This window comes from Mesorhizobium sp. WSM4307, assembly GCF_007003945.1.
Classification (GTDB): domain Bacteria; phylum Pseudomonadota; class Alphaproteobacteria; order Rhizobiales; family Rhizobiaceae; genus Mesorhizobium.
In genome coordinates this window covers 512,695-532,927 of sequence record NZ_VFTB01000002.1, presented here as the reverse complement: position 1 = coordinate 532,927, position 20,233 = coordinate 512,695, and the positions used below count along the sequence as shown (strand labels likewise).

Here is a 20,233-nt window from a genome sequence, read left to right as displayed (position 1 = left end):
GAGGGGTCCGGCTCAACAGGAGCGAACGACATGAAGCGAATACTTCTTGCTGTCTTCGGTATCCTGGCACTGGCCGTTGCCACGCTCACGCCGGCATTCGCCCAGTCCAAGGGGACCGTCTACTATCTGGTGCCGACATTGCTCGATGAATTCCAGACCGGCTCGGTCACCGCGCTGGAGCTGTTCCTGAAGCAGGTCGGCTACGACATAAAGACGCTGAACGCCGACAACAAGACCGACGCGCAGCAGTCGCAGATGAACGACGTCATCGCGCTGAAGCCGGCGGCGATCATCCTGGCGGCGGTCGATTTCAATGCGTTGAAGCCGTCGATAGAGGCCGCGCGCGCCGCCGGCATCCCGGTGGTCGAGTTCGACCGCCAGATCACCTCGACGCCTTCCGACTTCACCTCGGTGGCGGGTACGGTCGAGATCGGCCATATCGCCGCGGACCAGGCCGAAAAACTGCTGAAAGCCAAGAACGGCTCCGTGAAGGGCAAGGTGCTGCAGGTGCTCGGCGATCCCGGCGATCCCTATACGCTCGACATCCAGAAGGGTTTCGAGGAGAAGATGAAGGCGTTCCCGGACGTCAAGATCATGTCGCTGCCGGCCATGCAGTGGGAGGCCAGCAATGCCGGCACCATCGTCGCCGACCAGATGCTGGCAAACCCCGACATCGACCTGATCTTCAGCCATGCCGCGCATCTCTCGGTCGCCGCCGTCGCCTCGCTCGAGGCCGCCGGCAAGAAGCCGGGCGACGTCATGCTGATGAGCTCGAACGGCGCTCCGGTCGGCCTCGACCTGATCCGAAAGGGCTGGCTCAATGTCGAAGTCGAACAGCCGCTCTACGCACAGGCCGCGGCCGTCGCCATGTTCATGGACAAGGTCGTCAAGAAGCAGGAGATCAAGCCCGGCGACTATGACGTGCTTGGCCTGAAGTCGGTCGTGACCAAGGAAGCCTGGGGTCCGAACATCAAGATCCCGGGTGCGGCCATCACCAAGGAAAACGTCGACAATCCGGCCTTCTGGGGCAACCAGAAGCCGCCGACGGACACCGTCAAATCGGTAGAATAGACCGTCGCGCAAGCCGCTCCGGGCCACTCAGGCCCGGAGCCACTCCGCCGCAATTCCAATCCGCGCAAGATCGTCACCGAAAATCGAATTTTCGGGGTCATGCGCCAGCCGGATCAGTCCATGACCCTCCGCACCCGCCAAGCCCTGGAGTTCGCCCTCGACAACCTCGTCTGGTTCATGCTGGTCTTCGTGCTGGTGGTCTTTTCCATCTTCATCCCGAACTATTTCCAGCTCGGCATCTTCGCCAACATCATCGAGGCATCGAGCGTACTCGGCGTCATGTCGATCGGCCTGGCGCTGGTCATCATCGCCGGCCACATGGATCTGTCGGTCGAATCCGTCGCCGCACTCAGCGCCATGGCGGTCGGCATCCTGTTCTGCTCGTCGGGCATCGGCCTTGGCGTTCAACTGCATCCCGAATGGCTGATGGTCCCGGTGTCGCTGCTGCTGGCGCTGACGGTGGGCGGCCTGATCGGCGCCTTCAACGGGTTTCTGGTCGTCAGGGTCAAGATGAGCGCCTTCATCATCACGCTGGCGTCCTACATCTGGGTGCGCGGCCTGGTGCTGGTGATTTCGGGCGGCCGCTCGGCGCAGGATCTTGCACCGGCGATCCGCTGGTTCGGCATCCAGCGGCTGATCGGCCTGCCGCTCACCGCCTGGATCGCCATCGCCTGCTTCGTCGTCTTCTCGCTGATCATGGCCAAGACACCGTTTGGCAGGCACCTGGTGATGATCGGCGGCAACGAGACGGCGACCTTCCGGGCCGGCATCCGGGTGAACCGCAACCTCATCATCGCCTTCGTGCTTGCCGGCGCCATTGCCGGCCTTGCCGGCTGGCTGCTGGCCATCCGCACCTCGGGCGCCACCGCAAATCTCGGCGTCGGCCTTCTGTTCAACGCCTTTGCCGCGGTCGTCATCGGCGGCGTCAGCCTGAAGGGCGGTGTCGGCACCCTGCCCGGCGTCTACGCCGGCGTGCTTCTGCTCTCGGCCATCAACACGGCGATCAATCTCATGGGGCTGCCGGCCAATTTCACCCAGGTCATCCACGGACTGCTGGTGCTGGCGGCCGTGCTGCTCGACGCATTCAAGCAAACCATTCGCCAGAGACTGGCATGACAGGACCGCTCGCATGGCTGGACGATTGAAAGACAAGGTGGCGCTGATCATCGGCGGCGCGCGCGGCATCGGCAAGGGCATCGCACTGCGCTTTGCCGAAGAAGGCGCAAGGCTGGTGCTGGCCGACAGCGAGGCTGAGGCCGGGCAAGCGACCGCGGATGAACTCGGTGTCCCCTTCATCGGCACTGACATTTCGCAAATGCGCGACGCCGAGGCCGCGGTGGCATTGGCACTGAAGCAATACGGCCGCCTCGACATCATCGTGCAGAATGCCGGGATCTATCCCTGGCAATTGATCGAGAACACCAGCACCGACGACTGGGATCGCGTGATGGCCGTCAATCTGCGCGGCACCTTCAATGCCACCCGCGCGGCCCTGGTGCCGATGAAGGCGCAGCGCTGCGGACGCATGCTCTACACCTCCTCCATCACCGGGCCGCATGTCACCAGCCCCGGCCACGGCCATTATTCGGCGACAAAGGCAGGCATCAACGGCTTCATCCGGGCAGCGGCGCTGGAATTCTCCGGCTACGGCATCACCGTCAACGGTGTCGAACCCGGCAACATCCTGACCGAAGCCATCCAGCAGCATCGCGGCGCCGCCTATATCAAGAACATGGAGGATTCGATCCCGCTCGGCCGGCTCGGCAGTCCGCGCGATGTCGCCAATGCCTTCCTGTTCCTTGCCTCGGACGACGCCAGCTACATCACCGGCACGACCATTGTCGTCGACGGCGGGCAATTGCTGCCCGAGGGCAAGGATTTCCGGATGGTGCCGCCTTGAGAACTCGGTCTTTCGGGCGACGCGGGAGAGATCAACTCAGAGGAGGCGTCAGGACGCTCGCCCGTTGTGGCCTGCATCCTCGGATCCATGAAAAACCCGCCACGGGGGCGACCCGCGACGGGCTTTTGGAGTGGCTACATCCCGGGGGGAATCGACCGCTGCTGGTTGTATTGTGTACCGCGTGACCATTTCAGCCTATGGTGTGATCGCGGAAGACGGGGCCAGCCATCACCTGTTATTGCGCCGAAAAGCCCTCGCACCCTTGCCGAGCGACCTGGCAGCCTCCTCGGCGTCCTGCCAGCCTTTCAGCTTGATCGTCTTGCCCGTGCCCAGCACGGAGGACAAAAAGAACTGCTCGATCTCCCGGCGCAAATCCTGCGGCAAATGGTCGGCAGCGACGGGCTTGTCCGGCGCATCCTCCTTGCGCGGGCAGAAAATATAACGATCGTTGCGGACGACCGCCCCATCAGGGTCTTTCTGCTTCACCCGCAATGCACCGAGCAGATCGCACTTGATGACCACGCCGGGTGCTGTCGCGGCCTGGTGGATCACCATCCCGTCGAGCGGATCACCATCCTCCCCGACGGTGGAAGGTACGAACCCCCAATCATAAGGGTATGTGTTGCCGATCGGCAGCGGCCTTGAATATTGAAAGACGCCCGTCTTGGGGTCGTAGGCGAGCTTGGCGGCTGCTCCGCGCGGCGTTTCGACGACAACGCGAAACAGCTTCCGCGACTTCGCAGGGAGTTTCAGGAAGTTTGTCATGGCTTGTGCATCCAGTGCCCAGATCGCAGTAGCACGCGCGAACAGGCAAAAGGTTCCCGCGTGGCCAACCGACGAACGGAACCTGGCGCCGATACAGATGTTCAACATAGGCGTGGAAGGGGAGAGTGCGATGGCTAAGGTTTCGCCGCATACGCTGAAAGGTATCGGCTATGTGGTCTCGATGGTAAGCGTCATTTTGCTGGCGGTGGTCAGCTGGAAAAGTGCCTCGCAAGACCCGCTGCTTGCGGCATGCCTGTTTGGCGGCGCCGCCACATCGATCGCGGGCATGTGCTGCCGCTGGACATCCTATGCTATCGAAAAGCGGCGGAACAAAATGTAGCGCGCCGGCCTTGTTCAGTCGATCTCGCGGGCAGCCTTGCCCCTGGTGGCACGCCGCACAAAACAAGGCCCCTGAAATGGCTGATCGCAGGCGCGCCGATACGCAAACAGCATTCTGCCCAAGCTGCGCAGCCGAGCTTGGCCTTCACTCCATAACGATATCAAGCAAAGCCGCCTTCTTCGTGACGAGGGCTTTCAGATCCGCGTCAGAACGGTCGGTTCTCGTTCTCTGACGAAGCACTTCGATAAATTCGGCCATCGATAGAAAGGCACGGGCGTCATGCTCCGTGAGCATCGTATCGACCGCCTTGGCCACGTCGACGGTATCCGGTCCAACTGTCGTCTTCATTTGCCACCTCCGCGCAAGGTCGCCTTAGCGGTCAAGAAACTTCGAAGCCCCTGCTAACGTTCCCATCGGCGAAATCGCAACCTGCGAAAAGCCTGTTTACGTGAAGACGGCAGGGTCGGGAGGACGGGCGGAAGACCGCATGCATGGGAATTGAAAACGCACCTGGAAGGGCCAAATCGCATTTTCAAGACGACGTGGGATGGTGGGCGATGACGGGCTCGAACCGCCGACATCTTCGGTGTAAACGAAGCGCTCTACCAACTGAGCTAATCGCCCGCTCCGGCGCGGACCTTTAAGCGGTCGGGACCGGCTTCGCAAGGCCAAATGAACAGGTGACGCCCTGTCCGCAGGCCCGATTTGCGAACAAAACGCCGGCTGTCAAAAAACCTTCTCCAGTTTGTTGTTATGATGGTTTGGTGCGCTTGACACCCGATGGCGAACCCCTTATCCAGCGCCCCAACGACGAACACGGCTGACACGTGCTCGTCAATGCGCGGGTGTAGCTCAGTTGGTTAGAGTGCCGGCCTGTCACGCCGGAGGTCGCGGGTTCGAGCCCCGTCACTCGCGCCATTTCCCTCAAGGATCGCAATCCTTGGCACAGGGAAATGCCGACATGAATTGTCAGAATCCACTTTCAGAAATGAAGTGCCAAGGCGCGGGCTTTTGCGCCCTGCCGCTGTCGATGATCATTCGCCGCCGCCGCGCGAATCGTTGGCGGCAGACTGTTTCGCAGCCGGCTTCAAAAATTCAGCCACGCCCGCGCGGCAATCTGGCAAACGCGACGCCACTCCAATAGGCTGAAAAGCAGCTCCTGGAACGACTCGGGCTTGAGCCGCGTTTGACGTTGTGAATCCCACTTGCGGATTTGCCCACAAAGCGCTGGATTCATTTCGCAGGTAGCGGAGTTGCACTAGTAGGCTGCCTGAACGGCATGGAGGACTTATCGTGTCAATCGCACCAAACATTCCTATGCGCACATTATTCACGCTCATGTACCTGGGCGGCGCGGCGACGGTCGCTACCGCCCTTTTCCCGGCGACCGCGTCGGCCGACCGGTTGCAGCAATGCGCGCGCGAGGGCGGGCTCTGCCGTCTGCCGTATCCCGCCGAAGTGGTCTACGGCGCCCGGGGCCGCACGACCTCGCGCTATTTCGAGCGAGACGCGGTGCCGTGTTCAAATCGCGTTTTTGGCGACCCGGCGCCGGGCATCCCAAAGTCGTGTTTCATCGTGATGCGCGGCCGGGACCAGTCGGATGACAATTACGACGAACCCCGCCGCGAGAGATGGGCAGCCTGTGCCGATGAAGGCGATTACTGCGATTTCTATGGCCGCAAGGTGGTCAGGTACGGGGCACGCGGCCAATTCACGCAGGACGTGTTCCGCAACGGCGTCCAATGCGACAATGATACGTTCGGCGATCCGGCTCCCGGTCGCGAAAAGCGCTGCTACGTCAGGCAATAGCTGATCGGGCCATCGCTGGATGGACGTCCAGGGCAGTTTGTCGTTTCACGGACGCGGCGAACTGCCCTGACTCTTTGTTTTGGCGCAATTCCCAGGGGAAAGCGCCACGCACTTTTCATGGGAATGCCCGGGGATTGGAACAGCCTGATGGTCCGGCTGGCCCGCGTGCCTCACCCCTTCGCCAGCAGTGCCTCGACCTCTTGCAGCGTCGGCATCGACGGCGCGGTGCCGGGTCGCGTCACCGAGATGCCGGCGACAGCGCAGGCGAAGCGCACCGCCTGCAGCGGGTCCACGCCTCGCGACAGCGCCGCGGCGAAGCCGCCGTTGAAGGCGTCGCCCGCGCCGGTGGTTTCGACCACCGGCCCGGCGCTGATGGCGGGGACATGCTCGGAGCGTCCCTTCGAGTGCAGAAGCGCGCCCTTGTCGCCGAGCGTGACGATGACCGTGCCGACGCCCTTTTCGAGCAGCTTGCCGGCAGCGGCCCGCGCCTCATCGACCGAAGAAACCTTCAGTCCGGTCAATTCCTCCGTCTCGGTCTCGTTCGGCGTGAGATAGTCGCAGAGCGCGTAGATTCGGTCGGGAAGCTTTGCCGCGGGAGCAGGGTTCAGGATGGTCGTCACCCCTGCCCCGCGCGCGATCTCCAGCGCCCGCATCGCGGCATCGATCGGCTGTTCGAGCTGGGTTACGAAGACGCCGGCACCACGAATCAAGGCGGCATTGGCCTCGATATCGGCCGGCGAGATCAGCATGGCCGCACCCGGGCTGACGATGATGGCGTTGTTGCCGCTGCCCTCCTCGACGAAGATGTAGGCAGCGCCCGTATAGCTGTCCGGCGTGTCGATGACGGCGCTTTTCACGCCGCCATCCTGCCAGGTCCGCTTGGCCATGTCGGCAAAGGCATCCACGCCAAGGCGGGTCAGGAAAGTGGTGTCGGCGCCGAGCTTGCCTGCGGCCACCGCCTGATTCGATCCCTTGCCGCCCGGGCCCAGCTTGAACGAATTGCCGAGGATAGTCTCGCCCATGCGCGGCTGGCGATCGGCGCGATAGGCGGTATCGGCGACGAAGACGCCCAATATGACGACAGGCTTTACGGCTGCCATATCACTACTCCGCATCCGGCGGTATGACGCCCTTGCGGAAGGCGAAGCAACCGTAAAAACGGCGTTCGCCGGTCTGGATGACGCAATAGGCCTGCTTGGCACGCTCGTAGAAGGCGTAGCGCTCGACCGGCAGCATCGGCCAGGACTTGCCCTCGGCGGCGTCGATTTCCTTTTGCACTTCCTTCTGCACGGACGGAATCTCGTCCGGCTTGCCGACGATTTCCATGCGCGCGGCCGCGTCGTCGACGAACGTATCCAGCGGATAAAGCGACAGCACTGCCTTCACCACTTCCGCGGCCGACGCATCGATGCGCAGCAGCCGGCCGAGTGCCGTCTGGCGCGCCACCGAATCGGAGGGGAAGTTGGTGTCGGCGATGATCAGGTCATCGCCATGGCCCATCGCCCGCAATGCCTGGAGCACGTCGGCATTGAGCAGCGGATTGATGCCTTTGAGCATGATGGTCCTCGTGAAGTCCGTTTGAGATCAGAGACGCTTGCCGGTCTCGGCATCGAAAAGATGAATCTGGTCGAGCCTGGGCTTCAGGGTCAGCGTGTCGCCGGGCTTGAAGTCGTGGCGCTCGCGAAACAGCGCCACCATCTCGCGGTCGCCAAAGCGCAGGAACACAAGCGTTTCCGAGCCGGTCGGTTCGACCACCGAAATCTTCGCCGGCACGCCATCGGGATGAATTTCCAGATGCTCCGGGCGCACGCCATAGACGACGGCCTGCCCGTCCTGCGCGGCATTGTCGGCAATCGGAAACAATGTGCCTGATATGTCGACGCCGGGCTTGCCGCCCTTGCGCACAACACCCTTGAGCAGGTTCATCGACGGCGAGCCGATGAAGCCGGCGACGAAGAGATTGGCCGGCCGGTCGAACAGCTCCAGCGGCGCGCCGACCTGCTCGATGCGGCCGTCGCGCATGACGACGATCTTGTCGGCCATGGTCATGGCCTCGATCTGGTCGTGGGTGACGTAGATCGTGGTGGTCTTCAGCCGCTGGTGCAATTCCTTGATCTCGGTGCGCATCTGCACGCGCAGCTTGGCGTCGAGGTTCGAGAGCGGCTCATCGAACAGGAACACCTGCGGATTGCGGACGATGGCGCGGCCCATCGCGACGCGCTGGCGCTGGCCGCCGGAGAGCTGCCGGGGATAGCGCTTCAGATAGGGGTTGAGGTCGAGGATGTCGGCGGCGCGCTTGACCCGCTCGGCGACCACGGCCGGATCGGTTTTCCGCAGCTTGAGGGCAAAGGCCATGTTCTGCTCGACCGTCTTGTGCGGGTAGAGTGCGTAGTTCTGGAACACCATGGCGATGTCGCGCTTTGCCGGCGGCAGATGGTTGACGACGCGGTCGCCGATGGCGATCGTGCCGCCGGAAACGGTCTCCAGCCCGGCCACCATCCTGAGCAGCGTGGACTTGCCGCAACCCGAGGGGCCGACCAGCACCACGAACTGTCCGTCAGCGATGTCGACGCTGACTTCGTGCAGAACCTTGACGGTTCCAAACGCCTTGGCCACCTTGCTGATCGCGACTTGAGCCATCTCTCCCCCATCGGCTCCAACTGGCCGTAGGCGCAGAAGCTAACCAACACGCCCTGTCAGGGCAAGTCGGTCTCTTGTAGACAAAACCGTTCTCGTTGACACGGCGTTTGGTTGCGAGAATAGTGGCAGGCGCTGGTCTAAATGTCGTTACCTGATCCGCAATCGGAACCTAAAATCGACGCAGGGTGGGGTCCTGCCTAATTCGTTTCCGAGCCGGGAGAATCGTTGGCGCTCCAACGTCCGACAGGTTGGCCACATCCATCACACTGATGTTTTGGGAGGAATTGCGATGAGAACAGATCTTTACGAGAAACTGGTTCGTGCCGGCGCCACCAGGCGCGATATATTGAAGGGTGCGGCCAGCATGGCCGCGATCGCGGCGGCATCCGGCGCCGGGCTCGGCGCCTTGACGCGTCCGGCGTCCGCCGCAAGCGAACTGCGGTCGAAGATCCTGCAGATTCCTGGCGTTGGCAAAGGTCAGCCGACCGATGCCGATTTCCAGAAGGTCGGCGAACTCTGCCTCGAGGCGACCAAGGCCAATGTCAAGGAAGGCGAATTCGCCGGCGTCGAGCTGACCTTCATGGGCCTCAACAACCAGAACCTGCACAATGTGCTGTTCCGCGGCTTCCTGAAGCCGTGGGAGGCCTATACCGGCGCCAAGATCAGCTGGATCGACCTGGCGCAGGCCGACTACAACGCCCGGCTGCAGCAATCGATCGCCACCGGCACCGTCGACTTCGACATCATCGAAATGGGCGCGCCCTTCGAAGGCGATGTCTGCGGCAAGGGCCTGACCTCGGAGATGCCCGACTGGGTCAAGAAGCAGATCGATTTCGACGATCTGGTCAACTATCTGAAGCCGCCGGTTGGCACCTGGGACGGCAAGCAGTATCGCGTCACCATCGACGGCGACACGCACAATTTCAACTACCGCACCGACGTGTTCGCCGATGCCGACCTCGCCAAGCAGTGGAAGGATGGCGGCGGTGAAGGCGAATGGGGCGTACCGAAGACCTGGCAGCAGGTGCAGGCCGTCACCAAGTTCCTCAAGGGCAAGAAATTCAAGGGCCAGGACGTTTACGGCTATCTGGACGCGCCCAAGCCATGGGGCGGTTTCGGCTTCTACTTCCTCGGCAGCCGCGCCACCGCCTACGCCAAGCATCCCGACGACAAGGCATGGCTGTTCGACGCCGACACGATGAAGCCGCGCATCAACAATCCGGCCTGGGTGCGCGCCATCCAGGACGTGATCGACGCGCTGCCGTCGGAACCGGCGGACCAGATCAACGCCGACCCGAACACCACAGGCTTCCAGCAGTTCCTGGCCGGCACCGGTTCGATGATCCCCTGGTGGGGCGACATCGGCTCCAACGTCAAGACCAACGATTCGTCGGTCATCGGCGACGTCACCGGCTTCTCGATCCTGCCGGGCTCGGACGATGTGTACAATTCCAAGACCGGCAAATGGGAGAAGCTCGCCAGCGGGCCGAACTATTCGCCGAACTGCGCCTATCTGGGCTGGGGCGTCTATGTCATGGCCCGCGTCGACAAGGACGAGAAGAAGAAAAAGGCGGCATGGTCCGCCGCCGCCCATCTCGGCGGCAAGGACCTGTCGATCTGGACGGCGATGTATCCGTCCGGCTTCCAGCCCTACCGCAATTCGCATTTCGACATTCCCGAATGGGTGGCGGCCGGCTACGACGAGGCCTTCATCACCTCGTATCTGAAGTCGGAAGGCGACAGCTACAACCATCCGAACGCGGCGATCGAGCCACGCATCCCCGGCATCTTCCAGTATTACAGCGCCGCCGAGGACATTCTCGCCAACACTTTCGCCGGCAAGATGAAGGCACAGGAAGGCGCCGATGCCATCGCCGCCGCCTGGGAAAAGCTCACCGACCAGATCGGTCGCGAAAAGCAGGTCAAGCTCTACAAGGCCTCGCTCGGCCTGGCCTGATCGCAGCGTGAACCCGGGGTCCGGCGACGAAAGCCGCCGGACCCTGTCTTGACCGGCACCGCCGGTCGCGAAGTGCCTACTGCAACTGGATGAGACGCTTGGCTGACCAGATTTTGCCCACCAATGATTGGCCGGCAAACGCCGTCCCATCCGACCTGATACCGCCAGGCCGCAAACGCTTGGGCTGGGCGGTGATGGCCGCTGCAACGCTCGGCCTGCTGGCAACGATCCTTGTCCAGATCCTCTACAAGAGCGAGGTCGATACGATCGGCTTCGACACATGGCGTCCCGTGGTCTACGCCTATGTGCTTTGGGGCGTGGCACTCGGCATCGGCCAGGTGCTGACGCGCGGCGAGGACGGCCAGCGCGCGCTGTTCCTGCTGCCGGCGCTGCTGTTCACCATCGCCATGGTGATCTTCCCGACACTGTTCGGCTTCTACATCGCGCTCACCGACTGGAACCTCTCCTCCTTCAGCGGCCGCAGGTTCAACGGGCTCGACAATTTCTGGCAGATGCTGGGCGATCCCTACTATCGCAACGCGCTGTTCAACATGGTGCTCTACGTGCTCGCCGTGCTGGTCGAATATGTCATAGCCTTCGGGCTGGCGCTGCTGCTCAACGCGCAGATCCGGGCGCGCAAATTCTTCCGCGTCGTCTTCCTGATGCCGCTGATGCTGTCGCCGGTCGCTGTGTCCTGGATGATCGGCAAATCGCTGATGGAGTATCGCTTCGGACCCGCGGCAACACTGGCGCGCCATCTCGGCTGGGACAATCCCGCCTTCTTCTCCGATCCCATCATCGCCCGCATATCGATCATGATACTGGATGCCTGGACCTTCATCCCGTTCATGATGATCATGCTGCTCGCCGGCCTGCAGGCGATGTCGCGCGAGGTGCTGGAGGCCGCGCGCGTCGACGGCGCGACCACCTGGCAGACCTTCTGGCAGGTCACCTTCCCGCTGATGTTGCCGGTTTCGGTGACGGCGGTGATCCTGCGCATCATCTTCAAGCTGAAGCTGGCCGACATCATCATCACGGTGACTTCGGGCGGCCCCGGCGGCGCCACCGATTCCGTCTCCAGCTTCATCTATCGCGAATACCGCGACCGCTCCAATGTCGGCTACGGCACCATGCTGGCGATGGCCTATCTGGTCATCATCGTCGTGTTCGTGACCTGGCTGTTGAAACTCGCCAACCGCTTCGTGCGCAACGTCAATTGAGTGGCCGGATCATGAGCGTTCAGACCACCGAATACACCGTCTCCGAAATCCGTTCTCCGGCGAGCTTCATCACCAGCCGCGTCTTCATCTATGGCGCGCTGGTGTTCTGGGCCTTGATCTGCCTGTTTCCGATCTACTGGACGATAACGACCTCGTTCAAATCGGCGGTCGATGTCACGCAAGGCCATCTGATCCCGTTCGTCGACTTCCAGCCGGACTGGAAAGGCTGGCGTTCGCTCGGGCTGTCGCCGGATTCGATCTTCCAGACCTCCACGGTGCGCGATGAGTTCTTCAAGCGCTTCATGAACTCGGTCATCACCTCGGTCGGCGCATCGAGCCTCGCCATCGTCATCGGCAGCCTCGCCGCCTACGGCCTCACGCGCTACCGCTACAAGTTCGCCTGGTTCAAGAACGAGGACATCTCCTTCTTCTTCCTGTCGCAGTTGATCCTGCCGCCGGTGGTGCTCGCCCTGCCCTTCCTGGTGCTGTACCGCGAAGTCGGCCTGCTCGACACGCGCATCGGGCTGGTCCTGCTGTACACGCTGATGGTGCTGCCGATCGTCATCTGGATCATGCGCGACCAGTTCAACTCCATCCCGGTCGAGCTGGAAGAAGCAGCGCTCGTCGACGGCCTGTCGATCTGGGGGGCGTTCTTCCGCATCGTCATGCCGATCGCGCTGCCGGGCATGGTCGCCGCCTTCATCCTGGCGATGGTGCTGTGCTGGAACGAATATTTCTTCGCTGCCCTTCTGACCTCGACCGATGCCAAGACCATTCCTGTCATGGTGGCGAGCCAGACCGGCTCGCAAGGCATCAACTGGTGGTCGATGGCAGCCCTTGCCACCGCCGCGATCGCGCCGCTGGCGGTCATCGGCATCGCGCTGGAACGCTATCTCATCATGGGCATGACGGCGGGAGCCGTGAAGTAGGCCGCCCTGTCTTCCCTTCTCCCCTTGTGGGAGAAGGTGGCCGAGCGAAGCTCGGTCGGATGAGGGGTGTTGGCAGGATCGCAACACTGAAGATATAAGCGCTTAAAATCACTCTATATTTTGACGCCGCATTTCGTCCAGCACCCCTCATCCGGCTCGGCGCTGCGCGCCGATCCACCTTCTCCCACAACAAGGGGGAGAAGGTCGAACCGCGCTAGGCCTTCAGGATAGCGCGCAGGTGATCCATGATCATCGCGACGCCCTTGTTCCCAAGTTCCGCCGATGCATCCTTGGCGCTCGCCGTGTACCAGCCGGTATTGTCGGCGAAGCGGGCGGCGTCGACCGCCTCCGGACACAGCGCCAGCATCAGTGACGTCTCGCCGATGCCGGCATGGTCGAACGGATATTTGCCATTCATGGCGGCCGGCATCAGCGGATGGACCTGCACCCAGTTGAAGAAATTTTCACCGGCGGCATGTCCGGCATAATAGTCGGCCATGTCCTTCGAGCCCCACCAGCCCTCGCCGCGCTGCTTCTCGAGGAAACGGAAGATCGCCTGGCGGCCGGCGGTCTTGAAGGCGAGATCGGTCGGCATGCCGGCGGCGAAATTCTCGGTCTGGTGGTGGATGATGGCGTGGATGTTGCGAAAACCGATCCGCAGCAGGCTGTAGAACAGTTCCTCGCCGAACGGCGCCAGCTGGTTGCCGCCGACCTGCACCGAGCCCGAACCTTCCGGCGGCGCCACTGCGTAGCTCGCGGCACCGTAGTAGAAGGGCGGCAGGATGACGACATCCCTCTCCTTCTCGAACAGTTCCAGCGTCTTGATGACGGCCAGCGTATCCATGCCGACGGCCATGTGCTCGCCATGGTACTCGAGCACGCCGAGCGGCAGGGCGACCGGCCAATTCTCGGCAATCGCCTTGCGGATCTGGTGCGGTAGCATCAGTTCATAGTGCATGATCTATTCCATATTGGTATGGCGGGCACGCATGGCCTGGGGCGAAGCACCGATCAGGGATTTGAGCTTCAGCACCATCACCTCGAACAGCAGGAACAGCGCGCCTTCGAACACCGAGCCCATCGGCAGGACCGAAGTCCTTTGCGGCCCCTGGTCATTGGCCATGGTCTGGGCCGGAATGAGCAGCGTGGCATCGGCCAACCCCGCCGCGCTGCCGCCGGCCTGGGCGGTGAGCAGCAGATTGGTCGCGCCGGCATCGCGCGCGACGCGCATCAAGGTCAGTACCGTCGAGGTTTCTCCCGGTCCCGAACTGGCCAGGAAGACGCCACCAGGCCCCAAGGGCGGCGTGGTCATGTCGCCGACCACCGAGACCGGCAGGCCGAGATGATAGAGCCGCATGGCGAAACCCTTGACCTGCAACGCCTCGCGGCCGCAGCCATAGACGACGATCTGTCTGGCTTCGGCCAGCAGCTTGCAGGCCGCGCCGATCTGGCTGTCATCCACGCGCGCCAGCACGCCGCCGAGTTCGTCGAGCGCGGTCTTGAACAGATTTTCGTCCCGGTCGCTCACGACAAACCCACCCTCGAAATCCTCCTCGGACTTTTTCACGAACAGCTTGATTTCATTCATGCTAGCAACCGCGAAAATGCGTGTCCAACGCCGCGCAGCGCTTTTGCCTGGTCGCAGGCATGATAGTGTCATGTCAGATAAATCAGCTCACACAGATCAACCCCGGGAAAATTGCAGGACATGAAGACACGGCATTTCGACCGCATTGGCAATGGCGGCCTCACCTTTACGGAGCTCGGCTTCGGCACGGCGCCGCTCGGCAATCTCTACCGCGCCGTTTCGGACGAGGATGCCAAGGCCACGCTCGACGCCGCCTGGGCGACAGGCTGCCGCTACTACGACACCGCGCCGCTGTACGGGCTTGGCCTGTCGGAAACACGCCTCAACCCCTTCCTGCGCGGCAAGAAGCGCGACGACTATGTGCTGTCGAGCAAGGTCGGCCGCCTCATGCGCGCCTGCCCGCCGGAGCAGCGCACGGCCATCGGCAAGTTCTTCGACACGCCATCACGCCAGGAGGTCTACGACTACAGCTATGACGGGGTCATGCGTTCGTTCGAAGCCTCGCTCGAGCGGCTCGGCGTCGACAGGATCGACATACTGTTCGTGCACGATGTCGACATCTTCACCCATGGCAGCAAGGAGGCGTCCGACCGGCGCATCGAAGAATTCATGCGCTCGGGCTACTATGGACTCCTGTCGCTGCGCGACCAGGGCGCGATCAAGGCGTTCGGCGGCGGCATCAACGAATGGCAGGTTGCCCAGACATTGGCCGAGCGCGGCGATTTCGACCTGTTCCTGCTGGCCGGGCGCTACACGCTGCTGGAACAGGAGGCGCTGACATCCTTCCTGCCCCTCTGCCAGAAGCGCGGCATCGGTATCGTCCTTGGCGGCCCTTACAATTCCGGCATACTGGCGACAGGACCGAAGCCCGGCGCCTACTACAACTATTCCGAGGCGCCGAAGGACATTCTCGAGCGGGTCGCCGGGATCGAGGCTGTCTGCAAACGCCATGGCGTCAGGCTGATCGAGGCGGCGCTGCAGTTTCCGCTGCTGCATCCCTCGGTCGTCTCGGTGATCCCCGGAGGCCAGCGGCCGAGCGAAGTCGAAAGCAACCGGGAACTGCTCGACGCGAAACTGCCGGCAGCGCTGTGGGCCGACCTCAAGAAGGAGGGCTTGATGCGCGACGACGCGCCGACCGCATAGGAGCGTTGCCGCCTCTAATTCGGGCCAAAAAAGAAAAGCCTGGCAAGCGCGGCTTTTCTGGTCGCGTGTACCGGCGTCGGGCACAAAAAATGAAAAGCCGGGCAAGCCCGGCTTTTCTGGTCGCGTGTACCGGCATTGGGCACAAAAATGAAAAGCCGGGCAAGCCCGGCTTTTCTGTCTCTGAAAAGAAAAAACGCTTAGTTGACTGCGTCCTTCAGGCCTTTGCCGGCCGAGAACTTCGGCACGGTGCGTGCCGGGATCTTCACTTCGGCGCCGGTCTGCGGGTTGCGGCCGGTCGAGGCGGCACGCTTTGACACGGTGAAATTGCCAAAGCCGACAAGCCGGACATCGCCGCCCTTCTTCAGTTCGCCGGTGATGACGGAAAATACCGCATCGACCGCCGACTGCGCGTCACCCTTCGAAATGCTCGCGGCGTCGGCGACAGCGGACACCAGTTCGTTCTTGTTCATAAAAATTCCCTTCCATGAGAACACCGGAACTAACGACTCATCCGGCAGGAAACGGACTTTAGAAAGAAGCGTTGCCGCAACCAAGTCGAAAAGCCTGGAAAAAATGGAAAAAAGCCCGGAAATCCGGGGTTTTTCACATGAAAAAGCCGGGCACGGGGCCCGGCTTTCCGTTTGTGCACTGCAACCTTAGAAGGAATCTAATGTGCAAGCGACTTTCCAGCATCGTCGGCACTGTCGGTCGTGGCCGGCGGATTGACCGGTTCGACCCATTCGATCGGCTCCGGCATACGCACCAGTGCGTGGCGCAACACCTCGCCGACGCGCGAGACCGGAATGATCTCCATGCCGTTCTTCACATTGTCCGGAATCTCCGCCAGATCCTTGGCATTGTCTTCCGGGATCAGCACCTTCTTGATGCCGCCGCGCAGAGCGGCGAGCAGCTTCTCCTTGAGGCCGCCGATCGGCAAGATGCGGCCGCGAAGCGTTATCTCGCCAGTCATCGCCACATCGGCCCGGACCGGAATGCCCGTCAGCACCGACACAATGGCTGTAGCCATGGCAGCACCGGCGGACGGACCATCCTTCGGCGTGGCGCCTTCCGGCAAGTGCACGTGGATGTCGCGCTTGTCGAACAGCGGCGGCTCGATGCCGAAATCGAGAGCTCTTGAGCGGACATAGGAGGCCGCCGCCGAGATCGATTCCTTCATCACGTCGCGCAGATTGCCGGTCACCGTCATGCGGCCCTTGCCGGGCATCATGACACCTTCGACCGTCAGCAATTCGCCGCCGACTTCCGTCCAGGCAAGACCGGTGACGACACCGACCTGATCGTCGGCCTCGACCTGACCGAAGCGATAGCGCTGGACACCGAGGTAGTCGGCGAGGTTCGCCGCCGTGATGCTCACCGTCTTCTTCTTCGTCTTCAGGATCTCGGTCACGGCCTTGCGCCCGAGCTTCATCAGCTCGCGCTCCAGGCTTCTGACACCCGCTTCACGCGTGTAGGTCTGGATGATGGCACGGATCGCATCCTCGCCGACGGAGAACTCCTTCGGCTGCAGCGCGTGATCGCGGATCACCTTCGGCATCAGGTGCCGCTTGGCGATCTCGATCTTTTCGTCCTCGGTGTAGCCGGCGATACGGATGATCTCCATGCGGTCCATCAAGGGCGCAGGGATGTTCAGCGTATTGGCCGTCGTCACGAACATCACGCTCGACAGGTCGTATTCGACCTCGAGGTAATGGTCCATGAACGTCGAGTTCTGTTCGGGATCGAGCACCTCGAGCAGCGCCGACGACGGATCACCACGGAAGTCCTGGCCCATCTTGTCGATCTCGTCGAGCAGGAAGAGCGGGTTGGACTTCTTCGCCTTCTTCATCGACTGGATGACCTTGCCGGGCATCGAACCGATATAGGTGCGCCGATGGCCACGGATCTCGGCTTCGTCACGCACGCCGCCGAGCGCCATGCGGATGAACTCGCGACCGGTCGCCTTGGCGATCGACTTGCCGAGCGAGGTCTTGCCGACGCCGGGAGGGCCGACGAGGCACAGGATCGGCCCCTTCAGCTTCTTCTGGCGGCTCTGCACGGCCAGATACTCGACGATGCGGTCCTTGACCTTGTCGAGACCGAAGTGATCGGTGTCGAGCACGTTCTGCGCGTAGGCCAGGTCCTGCTTGACCTTGGAGTTCTTACCCCACGGGATCGACAGCAGCCAATCGAGGTAGTTGCGCACGACGGTCGATTCCGCCGACATCGGCGACATCGTCCGCAGCTTCTTCAACTCGGCTTCCGCTTTTTCGCGGGCCTCCTTGGAGAGCTTGGTCTTCTTGATGCGCGCCTCGATCTCGGCGGCCTCGTCGCGGCCGTCCTCGCCCTCGCCGAGCTCCTTCTGGATCGCCTTCATCTGCTCGTTGAGGTAGTATTCGCGCTGCGTCTTCTCCATCTGGCGCTTGACGCGCGAACGGATGCGCTTCTCCACCTGCAGGACGGAGATTTCGGCTTCCATGAAGCCCATCGCCTTTTCCAGCCGCTCCTTGACCGAGAGCGTGGCCAGCATTTCCTGCTTTTCAGGGATCTTGATGGCGAGATGCGAGGCAACCGTATCGGCGAGCTTGGAATAGTCGTCGATCTGGCTGGCGGCACCCACCACTTCAGGCGAGATCTTCTTGTTCAGCTTGACGTAGTTCTCGAAGTCAGTGACGACCGAGCGGGCCAGCGCCTCAACCTCGACCTCCTCCTCTTCCGGCTCGACCAACGCGGTGGCGCGGGCCTCGTGGAAATCGGGACGGTCGGTGAACGAAACGATCTTGGCACGCGAAGCACCTTCGACCAGGACCTTGACGGTGCCGTCGGGCAGCTTCAGCAATTGCAGCACATTGGCGAGCGTGCCGATGTCGAAGATCGCATCGGGCTCGGGATCGTCATCGGCAGCATTCATCTGGGTGGCAAGCAGGATCTGCTTTTCCTGACCCATCACCTCTTCCAGCGCCTTGATCGACTTTTCGCGCCCGACAAAGAGCGGAACGATCATGTGCGGGAACACCACGATGTCGCGCAGTGGGAGGACTGCGAAGACGCCGTCGCTGGGAGCCTTGGATATTTTGGCCATTGTCCAACCTTTCATGTCGCGGTCGCCATCAGGCCAACCGCGAATCTTATATTAACGACCGGGGATCGTTCCGCCTACCACCGTTTGTGACGGGAGTTTTACAGCACAGAAATCGGGCACCTCGGCCTTCTCGTGTTAGGTGGATGCAAGCAGGGCAAAGATCAAGAGTTAACATCGCCTGCAATCCACTCCGTCACTGAGGTCGCGTGCCCTACACAGCAAAACGGCGCCGCGACGGCGCCGTTCCACAAAAATATGCGGTGACGTGCCATGTCAGGCACTGACGTTGCCCTTCTTTTCCTTCTGTTCGGAATAGATGTAGAGCGGCCGGGCGCTGCCGGTCACCACTTCTTCCGAAATCACCACTTCGCGCACGCCTTCGAGCGCCGGCAGTTCGAACATGGTGTCGAGCAGGATCGCTTCCATGATCGAGCGCAGGCCGCGCGCGCCGGTCTTGCGCTCGATGGCGCGCTTGGCGATCGCCGACAGGGCGTTCTCGTGGAAGGTCAGGTCGACATTTTCCATCTCGAACAGCCGCTGGTACTGCTTGACCAGCGCGTTCTTCGGCTCGGTCAGGATCTGGATCAGCGCCGGCTCGTCGAGGTCCTCCAGCGTCGCCAGGACGGGCAGACGGCCGACGAACTCCGGAATGAGGCCGAACTTCAGCAGATCCTCGGGCTCGACCTGGCGGAAGATGTCACCGGTGCGGCGGTCCTCCGGCGAGGCGACCGTGGCGCCGAAACCGATCGAGGTCTTGCGGCCGCGATCCGAGATGATCTTGTCCAGGCCGGCAAAGGCGCCACCGCAGATGAACAGGATGTTGGCGGTGTCGACCTGCAGGAATTCCTGCTGCGGATGCTTGCGGCCGCCCTGCGGCGGCACGGAAGCGACGGTGCCTTCCATGATCTTCAGCAGCGCCTGCTGCACGCCCTCGCCCGACACGTCGCGGGTTATCGAGGGATTGTCGGACTTGCGCGAAATCTTGTCGATCTCGTCGATGTAGACGATGCCGCGCTGGGCCCGCTCGACATTGTAGTCGGCCGACTGCAGGAGCTTCAGGATGATGTTCTCGACGTCCTCGCCGACATAACCGGCTTCGGTCAGCGTCGTGGCGTCGGCCATGGTGAAGGGCACGTCGATGATGCGGGCCAGCGTCTGCGCGAGCAGCGTCTTGCCGCAACCGGTCGGGCCGATCAGCAGGATGTTGGATTTGGCCAGCTCGACATCGTTGTTCTTGCCGGCATGCGCGAGGCGCTTGTAGTGGTTGTGGACGGCCACCGACAGCACGCGCTTGGCGTAGGGCTGGCCGATGACATAGTCGTCGAGAACCTTGAGGATCTCCTGCGGTGTCGGCACGCCCTCGCGCGACTTCACCATCGAGGTCTTGTTCTCCTCGCGGATGATGTCCATGCAGAGCTCGACGCATTCGTCGCAGATGAAGACCGTCGGGCCGGCGATCAGCTTGCGCACCTCATGCTGGCTTTTGCCGCAAAACGAGCAATAAAGCGTGTTCTTCGAGTCACCGCTGTTGTTGCCGACCTTGCTCATTTTCCTGTCCTTTCATCGCCGCCCGCCGATGGTCTGGCTGAAAGGGCGCATACTCTATTTATCGCGGGAATCCGCCGCCGCCAGTGTCCCGGCTCCCGCAACGTATTCCGTACGAAACACAAATCAGAAAACGTGGCAATGATTCGCAGCAACCCCACACAAAGCTAAGCCGTCGAAAATCAACATAGCCTTAACGTAGGCAATCCCGACCGTCGAGGGAACAGCCAATTGTGGCCGAAATGCC

The 20,233-nt window shown here is 62.1% G+C and carries 20 protein-coding genes and 2 tRNA genes; 11 read left to right on the top strand and 11 right to left on the bottom strand.

Annotated features, from left to right (window positions below):
* Positions 1-30: 30 nt before the first annotated feature.
* The 3 genes from FJV83_RS06235 to FJV83_RS06225 all read left to right on the top strand — a co-directional run bounded on the left by FJV83_RS06235 (position 31) and on the right by FJV83_RS06225 (position 2,971).
* Positions 31-1,071 (top strand): sugar ABC transporter substrate-binding protein, encoded by a 1,041-nt coding sequence (locus FJV83_RS06235; RefSeq protein ID WP_142884727.1) that lies wholly within the window; start codon positions 31-33, stop codon positions 1,069-1,071.
* Between the two features lie 120 nt (positions 1,072-1,191).
* A complete protein-coding gene (locus FJV83_RS06230; RefSeq protein WP_095770890.1) occupies positions 1,192-2,187 on the top strand; it encodes an ABC transporter permease in 996 nt (331 codons plus the stop codon).
* Positions 2,188-2,200: 13 nt separating this feature from the next.
* Positions 2,201-2,971, top strand: coding sequence for an SDR family NAD(P)-dependent oxidoreductase (locus FJV83_RS06225; protein WP_142884728.1), 771 nt, complete (start codon positions 2,201-2,203; stop codon positions 2,969-2,971).
* A 228-nt stretch (positions 2,972-3,199) separates the two neighbouring features.
* Here the strand turns inward: FJV83_RS06225 and FJV83_RS06220 are convergent, their stop codons facing one another.
* Positions 3,200-3,736 (bottom strand): inorganic diphosphatase, encoded by a 537-nt coding sequence (locus FJV83_RS06220; protein ID WP_095788087.1) that lies wholly within the window; start codon positions 3,734-3,736, stop codon positions 3,200-3,202.
* Positions 3,737-3,866: 130 nt separating this feature from the next.
* Here FJV83_RS06220 and FJV83_RS06215 point away from each other — a divergent pair, with 130 nt between their 5' ends.
* The gene (locus FJV83_RS06215; protein WP_095770386.1) at positions 3,867-4,076 is read left to right on the top strand and encodes a hypothetical protein; all 210 of its coding nucleotides are present in this window, start codon (positions 3,867-3,869) and stop codon (positions 4,074-4,076) included.
* 144 nt (positions 4,077-4,220) lie between these two features.
* Here the strand turns inward: FJV83_RS06215 and FJV83_RS06210 are convergent, their stop codons facing one another.
* The gene (locus FJV83_RS06210; RefSeq protein WP_142884729.1) at positions 4,221-4,424 is read right to left on the bottom strand and encodes a hypothetical protein; all 204 of its coding nucleotides are present in this window, start codon (positions 4,422-4,424) and stop codon (positions 4,221-4,223) included.
* Positions 4,425-4,624: 200 nt separating this feature from the next.
* Positions 4,625-4,700: transfer RNA gene (locus tag FJV83_RS06205), tRNA-Val, on the bottom strand.
* 217 nt (positions 4,701-4,917) lie between these two features.
* Here FJV83_RS06205 and FJV83_RS06200 point away from each other — a divergent pair.
* The 3 genes from FJV83_RS06200 (at position 4,918) to FJV83_RS06190 (ending at position 5,885) form a co-directional block, all read left to right on the top strand.
* A tRNA-Asp gene (locus tag FJV83_RS06200) sits at positions 4,918-4,994 on the top strand.
* Between the two features lie 22 nt (positions 4,995-5,016).
* A complete protein-coding gene (locus tag FJV83_RS06195) occupies positions 5,017-5,220 on the top strand; it encodes a hypothetical protein (RefSeq protein WP_142884730.1) in 204 nt (67 codons plus the stop codon).
* Between the two features lie 149 nt (positions 5,221-5,369).
* On the top strand, positions 5,370-5,885 hold the full coding sequence (locus FJV83_RS06190) for a hypothetical protein (RefSeq protein WP_245433476.1): 516 nt from the start codon (positions 5,370-5,372) through the stop codon (positions 5,883-5,885).
* Between the two features lie 170 nt (positions 5,886-6,055).
* Here FJV83_RS06190 and rbsK read toward each other — a convergent pair whose 3' ends face one another.
* Genes rbsK through ugpC form a run of 3 tightly spaced genes read right to left on the bottom strand, consistent with a single transcriptional unit; the run spans position 6,056 to position 8,525 of the window.
* On the bottom strand, positions 6,056-6,985 hold the full coding sequence (rbsK, locus tag FJV83_RS06185; protein WP_095791574.1) for a ribokinase: 930 nt from the start codon (positions 6,983-6,985) through the stop codon (positions 6,056-6,058).
* A gap of 4 nt (positions 6,986-6,989) precedes the next feature.
* The gene (locus FJV83_RS06180; RefSeq protein ID WP_010915661.1) at positions 6,990-7,442 is read right to left on the bottom strand and encodes an RbsD/FucU family protein; all 453 of its coding nucleotides are present in this window, start codon (positions 7,440-7,442) and stop codon (positions 6,990-6,992) included.
* Between the two features lie 27 nt (positions 7,443-7,469).
* Complete coding sequence (gene ugpC, locus FJV83_RS06175; protein WP_095770391.1) at positions 7,470-8,525, bottom strand: sn-glycerol-3-phosphate ABC transporter ATP-binding protein UgpC; 1,056 nt, start codon at positions 8,523-8,525, stop codon at positions 7,470-7,472.
* A 289-nt stretch (positions 8,526-8,814) separates the two neighbouring features.
* Between ugpC and FJV83_RS06170 the strand changes: the two genes are divergently transcribed.
* The 3 genes from FJV83_RS06170 to FJV83_RS06160 all read left to right on the top strand — a co-directional run bounded on the left by FJV83_RS06170 (position 8,815) and on the right by FJV83_RS06160 (position 12,631).
* Positions 8,815-10,482 (top strand): sugar ABC transporter substrate-binding protein, encoded by a 1,668-nt coding sequence (locus FJV83_RS06170; RefSeq protein ID WP_142884731.1) that lies wholly within the window; start codon positions 8,815-8,817, stop codon positions 10,480-10,482.
* Between the two features lie 89 nt (positions 10,483-10,571).
* The gene (locus FJV83_RS06165) at positions 10,572-11,702 is read left to right on the top strand and encodes a sugar ABC transporter permease (RefSeq protein WP_095770393.1); all 1,131 of its coding nucleotides are present in this window, start codon (positions 10,572-10,574) and stop codon (positions 11,700-11,702) included.
* Between the two features lie 11 nt (positions 11,703-11,713).
* Positions 11,714-12,631 carry a carbohydrate ABC transporter permease gene (locus FJV83_RS06160; protein ID WP_010915657.1) on the top strand — a complete coding sequence of 306 codons (918 nt, stop codon included), beginning with the start codon at positions 11,714-11,716 and terminating at the stop codon, positions 12,629-12,631.
* 214 nt (positions 12,632-12,845) lie between these two features.
* Here FJV83_RS06160 and FJV83_RS06155 read toward each other — a convergent pair whose 3' ends face one another.
* Positions 12,846-13,589: a creatininase family protein gene (locus FJV83_RS06155; RefSeq protein WP_095770395.1), complete on the bottom strand. Its 744-nt coding sequence runs from the start codon at positions 13,587-13,589 to the stop codon at positions 12,846-12,848.
* A gap of 3 nt (positions 13,590-13,592) precedes the next feature.
* Entirely contained in the window at positions 13,593-14,219 is a 627-nt protein-coding gene (locus tag FJV83_RS06150; protein ID WP_245438016.1) for an SIS domain-containing protein, read from the bottom strand.
* A gap of 120 nt (positions 14,220-14,339) precedes the next feature.
* Between FJV83_RS06150 and FJV83_RS06145 the strand changes: the two genes are divergently transcribed.
* Complete coding sequence (locus FJV83_RS06145) at positions 14,340-15,362, top strand: aldo/keto reductase (RefSeq protein ID WP_142884732.1); 1,023 nt, start codon at positions 14,340-14,342, stop codon at positions 15,360-15,362.
* A 197-nt stretch (positions 15,363-15,559) separates the two neighbouring features.
* Here the strand turns inward: FJV83_RS06145 and FJV83_RS06140 are convergent, their stop codons facing one another.
* From FJV83_RS06140 to clpX, 3 genes are all read right to left on the bottom strand, one after another.
* On the bottom strand, positions 15,560-15,832 hold the full coding sequence (locus FJV83_RS06140) for an HU family DNA-binding protein (protein ID WP_006201846.1): 273 nt from the start codon (positions 15,830-15,832) through the stop codon (positions 15,560-15,562).
* A 197-nt stretch (positions 15,833-16,029) separates the two neighbouring features.
* Positions 16,030-18,441 (bottom strand): endopeptidase La, encoded by a 2,412-nt coding sequence (lon, locus tag FJV83_RS06135; RefSeq protein WP_027046751.1) that lies wholly within the window; start codon positions 18,439-18,441, stop codon positions 16,030-16,032.
* 273 nt (positions 18,442-18,714) lie between these two features.
* Positions 18,715-19,989, bottom strand: coding sequence for an ATP-dependent Clp protease ATP-binding subunit ClpX (gene clpX, locus FJV83_RS06130; RefSeq protein WP_010915651.1), 1,275 nt, complete (start codon positions 19,987-19,989; stop codon positions 18,715-18,717).
* Positions 19,990-20,233: the final 244 nt, after the last annotated feature.

Excerpts from the sequence above, each read along its gene's own strand:
- clpX (WP_010915651.1), bottom strand. The coding sequence starts at position 19,989 with ATGAGCAAGGTCGGCAACAACAGCGGTGACTCGAAGAACACGCTTTAT.
- FJV83_RS06215 (WP_095770386.1), top strand. The coding sequence starts at position 3,867 with ATGGCTAAGGTTTCGCCGCATACGCTGAAAGGTATCGGCTATGTGGTC.
- FJV83_RS06230 (WP_095770890.1), top strand. The coding sequence starts at position 1,192 with ATGACCCTCCGCACCCGCCAAGCCCTGGAGTTCGCCCTCGACAACCTC.
- FJV83_RS06165 (WP_095770393.1), top strand. The coding sequence starts at position 10,572 with ATGAGACGCTTGGCTGACCAGATTTTGCCCACCAATGATTGGCCGGCA.
- FJV83_RS06155 (WP_095770395.1), bottom strand. The coding sequence starts at position 13,589 with ATGCACTATGAACTGATGCTACCGCACCAGATCCGCAAGGCGATTGCC.
- lon (WP_027046751.1), bottom strand. The coding sequence starts at position 18,441 with ATGGCCAAAATATCCAAGGCTCCCAGCGACGGCGTCTTCGCAGTCCTC.
- FJV83_RS06235 (WP_142884727.1), top strand. The coding sequence starts at position 31 with ATGAAGCGAATACTTCTTGCTGTCTTCGGTATCCTGGCACTGGCCGTT.
- FJV83_RS06160 (WP_010915657.1), top strand. The coding sequence starts at position 11,714 with ATGAGCGTTCAGACCACCGAATACACCGTCTCCGAAATCCGTTCTCCG.
- FJV83_RS06225 (WP_142884728.1), top strand. The coding sequence starts at position 2,201 with ATGGCTGGACGATTGAAAGACAAGGTGGCGCTGATCATCGGCGGCGCG.
- FJV83_RS06140 (WP_006201846.1), bottom strand. The coding sequence starts at position 15,832 with ATGAACAAGAACGAACTGGTGTCCGCTGTCGCCGACGCCGCGAGCATT.
- FJV83_RS06145 (WP_142884732.1), top strand. The coding sequence starts at position 14,340 with ATGAAGACACGGCATTTCGACCGCATTGGCAATGGCGGCCTCACCTTT.
- rbsK (WP_095791574.1), bottom strand. The coding sequence starts at position 6,985 with ATGGCAGCCGTAAAGCCTGTCGTCATATTGGGCGTCTTCGTCGCCGAT.
- FJV83_RS06170 (WP_142884731.1), top strand. The coding sequence starts at position 8,815 with ATGAGAACAGATCTTTACGAGAAACTGGTTCGTGCCGGCGCCACCAGG.
- ugpC (WP_095770391.1), bottom strand. The coding sequence starts at position 8,525 with ATGGCTCAAGTCGCGATCAGCAAGGTGGCCAAGGCGTTTGGAACCGTC.
- FJV83_RS06180 (WP_010915661.1), bottom strand. The coding sequence starts at position 7,442 with ATGCTCAAAGGCATCAATCCGCTGCTCAATGCCGACGTGCTCCAGGCA.
- FJV83_RS06210 (WP_142884729.1), bottom strand. The coding sequence starts at position 4,424 with ATGAAGACGACAGTTGGACCGGATACCGTCGACGTGGCCAAGGCGGTC.
- FJV83_RS06150 (WP_245438016.1), bottom strand. The coding sequence starts at position 14,219 with ATGAATGAAATCAAGCTGTTCGTGAAAAAGTCCGAGGAGGATTTCGAG.
- FJV83_RS06220 (WP_095788087.1), bottom strand. The coding sequence starts at position 3,736 with ATGACAAACTTCCTGAAACTCCCTGCGAAGTCGCGGAAGCTGTTTCGC.